The sequence below is a fragment of the Flavobacterium cheonanense genome (assembly GCF_039539185.1).
Classification (GTDB): Bacteria; Bacteroidota; Bacteroidia; order Flavobacteriales; family Flavobacteriaceae; genus Flavobacterium; species Flavobacterium cheonanense.
The window spans coordinates 20,391-27,177 of sequence record NZ_BAABCT010000014.1 but is presented as its reverse complement, the minus strand read 5'-3'; the positions used below and the strand labels follow the sequence as shown (position 1 = coordinate 27,177).

The window sequence follows — 6,787 nt, the reverse complement described above, 5'->3', positions numbered from 1 at the left end:
GTGTTTTTTTTAGTGGGTTGCGTGAGTGATAGTAGCGGCATCCTTTTCTTTTTTTCTTAAAAAAGAAAAGATACAGCGGATAGCACGACCCTTGGGGCACGCCATAAAAATTATACTAAGTATTGGTTTCTAGATCTTTAATGTATTCTTCGTATTCGAAAAAGAAGGTTTCAAATTGGGTCATAGTTTCACTAAAAAAATCGAATATTTCGTTCCAAGTGTTCTTGTTATTTAGACTTACGTTTAGTTTTTCAATCCATATTCTACTTATAATCTTGCCATTTTCTAAATAATGGTTTCGTTCAAGAATTGCATCTGGTAAATATTCTTCTAGTAAAATAGTTTTGAGAGATTCAATTTTTTCAAAATATATTTTTCTTTTTTCTTCTTCTTTTGGCTCGATATCTAATAAAACTTGTGCTTTTTTATTATCAACATAGAATTTGAAAGTTACATCTTTTATCTTTGTATCGTATAAAAGCCATTTTCTGGGATATGTTTCTGCAAATTGTACCCAAAATTCTTTTTTAATTTTTAAACTTTCTTCTTTACTATACATCTAGAATTTTATTTTTGGGTTTGTTGTGTTTTTTTGGTAAATTTATAAATAATTAGAACTAATAACTATGAATTTCAACTTGTTTTTTAATGCTATCACGAATGTTTTGAAAGTAGAATTACCTTCTATTTCTTCACATGTTAAAATGGCGCCGTTGGAAAGAGTTAAAATGATGGAGGAAAATAGTTATGATCTTAGCTCGGTAAGAAAAGCTGCTGTAATGATGTTGTTTTATCCTAAAAATGAAGTTACACATTTAGTATTAATTGTAAGAAATTCTTATCCAGGTGTTCATTCATCCCAAATTGCATTTCCTGGAGGTAAAGTTGAAGAAATTGATTTTGACTTAAAGCAAACTGCTTTACGAGAAACTCATGAGGAAATAGGTATTCATCCAAATGATATTCATGTTATTAGAGATTTTTCTTCTATATACATTCCACCAAGTAATTTTTTGGTGTATCCTTTTTTAGGAATATCTCAAGTTGAATTAACCTTTACTCTTCAAGAAGAGGAAGTTGCAGGAATTATCGAATTACCTTTATCTGCACTTTTAGATGATACCATTATGAGTATTAAGAATTTAGAAACTTCCTATTCTAAATTGATTGAAGTGCCAGTATTTCAAATTGAGGAGCATACCGTTTGGGGTGCAACTGCAATGATGTTGAGTGAGTTAAAAGATGTATTGAAAATGGTTCTATAAATTTTAATTTTTGTATGTTTGTCTTTCAATTTTCTACAAATTATTATGGGATTATTTAAACGAAATCCTTTTGGACATATACTTTTTATTAAGAAATGGCTTATCCGAATTTTTGGCGTGATAACTCATAGACGTTATCGTGGATTTAATGAATTACAAATAGAAGGTTCTGAAATTATTAGAAGTTTACCTGATAAAAATGTGCTTTTTATATCCAATCATCAGACTTATTTCGCTGATGTTGTAGCCATGTTTCATGTTTTTAATGCGAGCCTCTCGGGTAGAGAAGATTCAATCAAAAATGTGGGATATTTGTGGCAACCAAAAATGAATGTTTATTACGTTGCAGCAAGTGAAACTATGAGAGCAGGATTACTTCCTAGAATTATGGCTTACGTAGGAGCAATTACTGTTGAAAGAACTTGGAGAGCTGGAGGAAAAGATGTTACTGAAAAACGTGAAGTTAATCCAAACGATACAGAAAATATCAAAATTGCTCTTGCCGATGGTTGGGTGATTACCTTTCCGCAAGGAACTACAAAGTCTTTTAAACCCGTAAGAAAAGGAACCGCTCACATCATCAAGCAACACAAACCAATTGTTGTTCCAATAGTTATAGACGGTTTTAGACGTTCTTTTGATAAAAAAGGATTGCGCCTTAAAAAGAAAAATATCCTTCAATCATTTACAATAAAAGAGCCACTCGAAATTGACTACGAAAATGAAACCATCGAGCAAATTGTTGAAAAAGTAGAATATGCTATTGAGCAACATGCATCTTTTCTTAAAGTAATTCCAGTAGAAGAAATTGAAGAACAAGAAAAACTAAATCGCCTACGTCAGTGGGATTATTAATAAAAAAGTCTCGCTATTAACGAGACTTTTCTTTTATAAATCAATTTTCTTTAATTCATTATAATTTCTATATAATCGTTTTAATAATATTCCATACAATACTTTGTAAAATAACCAGAATAGGAATGTAAATACAGAAGTGATTATAATGATGATCAATAAACTTATTGCAATTACTTTAAACGAAATTTCAGGATGTTCTATGCCTTTTTTCAGCATAGTATCAATGTAAATATGATAAAATCCTACGCTAAAAATGGTTACAAAAATTACGGCAAATGAAGTTAAATTAAAAATCACATAATGTTTTACAACTTTTCTTGTATTCAATATCGTTGTCAATAAGTGTTTGGTGTTATCAATCACACATATTTTTTTATAATTTAGATAAAACTTATAAATAAAATATAAAACCACAGCATACAAGAACACAGTGATTACAATATAAAATTCATAAACACCCCATTTTTTATACAAATCAATACTCTGAGTATCATATTTAGTAAACGATAAAACTATATTTATTACAATTCCAAGTAATAACTCAATCAAACTAATATAAAAAATCCACTTCACAATTGAAGACGACTTCTTATGCAACATTTTATAAATATCCACTTCCGATACCTGTTCAAAAGAATTTTCGTTCTTTTTCCAGTCTTTTTTTAATAAATCCAACTCTTCCATCATAACCTTACGGATTTAATATTTTTTTTAATTTCCCTTTAATTCTATTCATTTTAACTCTTGCATTAACTTCACTAATACCTAATGTTTCGGCAATTTCTGTATAATCTTTATCTTCCAAATACATAAAAACCAATGCCTTTTCAATATCATTTAACTGATGCACCGCTTGATACATCAATTTTATCTGCTCTTCTTCTTCGCTATTATATTCGTCTTGACTAATAAAAAAACTATGCTTTTCATACTCCACTGTAGAAACACTTCGCGTACTCTTTCGATACAAAGTAATGGCAGTATTTAGAGCGACTCGATAGGCCCAAGTCGAAAATTTGGCATCACCACGAAACTTCGGAAAAGCTTTCCATAATTGTATCGTAATCTCCTGAAACAAATCCTTATGCGCATCACCATCAGACGTATACAACCTACAAATCTTGTGGATTATATTCTGATTTTCACGCAATTGCTGCACAAATGTCTGTTCCAAATTCTCGCTCATATATACGTTAGTAAACCTTTATTAGATTTTGTTACAAGATACGTAAATCAATTTCAATTTCAAAAGTCACATTTCAATGCCAATTGATTTTTGAAGGAGCGAATCGCTTGAGTATTTCTACAAACCTTTTTCCTGCTTTCCATTCCAAGTTTTTCTTTTGTTGCCTTCGAGTGCATTTCGACAGGCTCAATGTGAAACTTCAGGCAACAAAAGAAAAAGCTTTCCATTGCAATCAGGGCTAATGAGTAATCGTCATATATGAAATCAGATTTTCAAAACCACTAAAACTTGTAAACATTTAAGCAACTTTTACAATCAAAAAACAACTAACTTTGTATTCAAGAAAAATTGCATTTTACAATGAACATTCCACATTCAGATAAAAAGCGAGTAGTCATCATCGGTGGTGGATTTGCAGGTTTATCAATAGCTAAAAAACTAAGAAACAAAAACCTACAAGTTGTTTTACTCGACAAACATAATTACCATACGTTTCAACCACTTCTATATCAAGTAGCAACTGGCGGATTAGAAGCAGGTTCTATCGCTTATCCAATTCGAAAAGTAATCCAAGAATACAAGGATTTCTATTTTAGATTAACTTCTGTAAAAGAAATCGATACTCAAAATCAAAAAGTAATTTCAGAAATTGGTGATTTAAATTACGATTATTTAGTAATTGCAACCGGTTCAAAAACCAACTATTTTGGGAACAAGGAAATCGAACGCAATTCGATGTCAATGAAGACCATTCCGCAATCGTTGAATATTCGTAGTTTGATTCTTGAAAATTTTGAACAAGCCGTTTTAACAACAAACGAAGCAGATAAAAATGCACTAATAAATTTTGTTTTAGTAGGTGCAGGACCAACAGGCGTAGAGCTTGCAGGCGCACTTGCCGAAATGAAAAGAGCTATTCTACAAAAAGATTATCCAGATTTAGATATCTCTAAAATGGAAATCAACCTGATTCAAAGTGGTGACAGAGTTTTAAACACAATGTCTGAAAAATCTTCTGCAGCAGCCGAGAAGTTCTTGGTTGATTTAGGAGTAATTGTTCATAAAAATGTTCGTGTAACCAATTACGACGGAAGAACCATCACAACCAACTCCGATTTAACTTTTGAAACCGCAACTGTAATTTGGACCGCAGGTGTTCAAGGTGCTGCCATTCACGGATTGGATTCAAAATCTCTTGTAGAACGTGTGGAACGCATTCGAGTAAACCAATTCAATCAAGTAGTAGGTTACAATAATATTTTTGCCATTGGTGATATTGCCTCAATGGAAAGCGAAAAATATCCGCAAGGTCATCCAATGATGGCGCAACCAGCTTTACAACAAGGTGCTTTATTAGGAGAGAATTTAGTGAAATTATTAGCTAATAAACCAATGAAACCTTTCGAATACAACGATAAAGGTTCCATGGCAACAATAGGTAGAAATCTTGCCGTTGTAGATTTACCAAAATACCATTTCAACGGACTTTTCGCTTGGTTTGTGTGGATGTTTGTGCACTTATTTTCACTAATCGGATTCAAAAATAAAGCTGTTGTTTTCCTAAATTGGGTATACAACTACGTTCGTTTTGATAGAGAAGGAAGATTAATTGTAAGACCTTTTAAAAAGAGAAGTTTTGTGACTTTTACTTCTGACGAGGTTTAAAGGTTACGGGTTTCGGGTTACGGGTTCAAGTTTCGGAAATATTTTTGAAAAAGAAAAAAATCAAATTCTAATACAGAACCTACTAAATTGATATATAAATAATTATGTTAAAAATTTATTATAGAATTTGGGTCAGTTTATTTCTTAAAATTTTGCATTCCCAAAATGGAAATTCAAAAGTTTCATTATTTCTTTCTCTTATTGTTTTAGTCGTATCAAACTTTTTAAATGTTTTTTTAATTTGTATTCTTTTGATTATTCTTTTTGATATCAATAGTAATTTTTTTAGTGTTTTACCATTAAATAAAAACCTCAGAACTTTAAGTATTTTTATGTTTTTTTAATGACTAATTATTTTTTATTAGTTTATAATAAAAAACATGAATTTCTGATAAATAAATATGGGAATAAAAACCAAATAAATTTAGGAAGTAATTATTTTATTATTAGTTGTGTTTTAACTTTATCAATTGTCTTTTTGATGATAATTTTTCCTGAAATTTTTAATTTGAAAAATATAAATTAAGGTAGTTTTTAATTAAAGTTTCTATTGTCAAAATATAGTTTTTCTCTTAATAAATTATCTTATTTTAAGTTTAACTCGAAACTCGCAACTTTACAACTCGCAACTTTTATAATAATTAATCAACAAGTCCACATATTTACTATAACTCTCTAAACCATCTTTTTGCTGATTCATTTTTAAAAATTGATCGTAAAAAGCGTGAAAACCTTTGTCGATTATCGTGTCATAACTTTTCCAAAACGCTTCACTTTCTTTGTAGTTTTCTATAATTCCAGGATTGATTTTATTTTTATAATGTTCAAATTTTGATTCACTTTTCATTCCAATGTTATTCAAACAATAACGCAAAGCATATTGATAAGCTGAATATTGAAAATACAAATCGTCGTTTTTTACACTTGCTAAAAATCCTATAAAATTACATTCACTTTCACTCGCAAAACCCATTTGATGTGCCATTTCATGATTAATTGTCATCGGAAAACCAACCATCGGAATTTTATCATTGACTTGTGCTTCATTCGTAAACGGATTCAAATAACCACCAAAACCCATATAGGTCAACGGCAAACTAAACAACGATTTCTTCCTACTAGATATTTCATATTTGAAAAAAGTATATTGATTTCCCAAATTATCGTATCCATTTTGAGTCATCTTAAAAATAGAATCTTGCGAATAGGGAACACTTACTTTCAGGTTTTTATTATTCGTAATTTTAAAATGAATTTCATTGGTTTTAGCAATTAATTTCTCAGTAAAACGAAACAAATCTTCATCAGAATATTCGCGTTGAATACTCATTTTTTCAAATAACGGAACTCGGTAATAATTAAAAGCCCATAAAAAATGAAACAAGAAATAAACAACCGATAAAACATTAATAATTTTTAAAAAATTATTTTTCCATTGCAATCGCCACGATTTTCTCGTTTTCCAAAGTTGAATCAGTAAATAAATAATCAATAGTCCATAAATTACATCTCCAACAGAAAAAGGAATTTTGCCCAAAAATGTTCTTGAAATTCTAGAAATGTAAACGTACAAACCATTGCTATAAATACGTTCAACCGTTTCAGGAAAAAAAGCAATCACTTTCAGAAATAGTATCTGAAATAGTAAAAATATCGGAAGAAGGTATTTGCGTTTCACTTATAAATTTTGAATTGTAAATATAATCACAAATCAATTCGCAAAGAAATTAAACTTTGTAACTTTGTGTTTTAATATTAAATAATGCAATCTGTAATTTCGTGAAATTTCCGCATTAAATTAATTCGTGAAAAT

Annotated in this window: 7 protein-coding genes; 3 read left to right on the top strand and 4 right to left on the bottom strand. The window is 29.9% G+C overall.

Annotated features, from left to right (window positions below):
• Nucleotides 1-115 precede the first annotated feature (115 nt).
• On the bottom strand, nucleotides 116-559 hold the full coding sequence (locus tag ABD766_RS14590; protein WP_344817382.1) for a DUF4268 domain-containing protein: 444 nt from the start codon (nucleotides 557-559) through the stop codon (nucleotides 116-118).
• Nucleotides 560-626: 67 nt separating this feature from the next.
• Here ABD766_RS14590 and ABD766_RS14585 point away from each other — a divergent pair, with 67 nt between their 5' ends.
• Together ABD766_RS14585 and ABD766_RS14580 are read left to right on the top strand one after the other, a co-directional pair.
• The gene (locus ABD766_RS14585) at nucleotides 627-1,265 is read left to right on the top strand and encodes an NUDIX hydrolase (RefSeq protein WP_344817381.1); all 639 of its coding nucleotides are present in this window, start codon (nucleotides 627-629) and stop codon (nucleotides 1,263-1,265) included.
• Between the two features lie 45 nt (nucleotides 1,266-1,310).
• Nucleotides 1,311-2,120: a lysophospholipid acyltransferase family protein gene (locus ABD766_RS14580; RefSeq protein ID WP_344817380.1), complete on the top strand. Its 810-nt coding sequence runs from the start codon at nucleotides 1,311-1,313 to the stop codon at nucleotides 2,118-2,120.
• A gap of 33 nt (nucleotides 2,121-2,153) precedes the next feature.
• Here ABD766_RS14580 and ABD766_RS14575 read toward each other — a convergent pair whose 3' ends face one another.
• Nucleotides 2,154-2,810, bottom strand: a complete 657-nt coding sequence (locus ABD766_RS14575; protein WP_344817379.1) for a hypothetical protein — start codon at nucleotides 2,808-2,810, stop codon at nucleotides 2,154-2,156.
• Nucleotides 2,811-2,814: 4 nt separating this feature from the next.
• Entirely contained in the window at nucleotides 2,815-3,309 is a 495-nt protein-coding gene (locus ABD766_RS14570; RefSeq protein WP_344817378.1) for an RNA polymerase sigma factor, read from the bottom strand.
• Between the two features lie 360 nt (nucleotides 3,310-3,669).
• Between ABD766_RS14570 and ABD766_RS14565 the strand changes: the two genes are divergently transcribed.
• Nucleotides 3,670-4,974, top strand: a complete 1,305-nt coding sequence (locus ABD766_RS14565) for an NAD(P)/FAD-dependent oxidoreductase (RefSeq protein ID WP_344817377.1) — start codon at nucleotides 3,670-3,672, stop codon at nucleotides 4,972-4,974.
• A gap of 616 nt (nucleotides 4,975-5,590) precedes the next feature.
• Here the strand turns inward: ABD766_RS14565 and ABD766_RS14560 are convergent.
• Nucleotides 5,591-6,652, bottom strand: a complete 1,062-nt coding sequence (locus ABD766_RS14560) for a DUF3810 domain-containing protein (RefSeq protein ID WP_344817376.1) — start codon at nucleotides 6,650-6,652, stop codon at nucleotides 5,591-5,593.
• Nucleotides 6,653-6,787 lie beyond the last annotated feature (135 nt).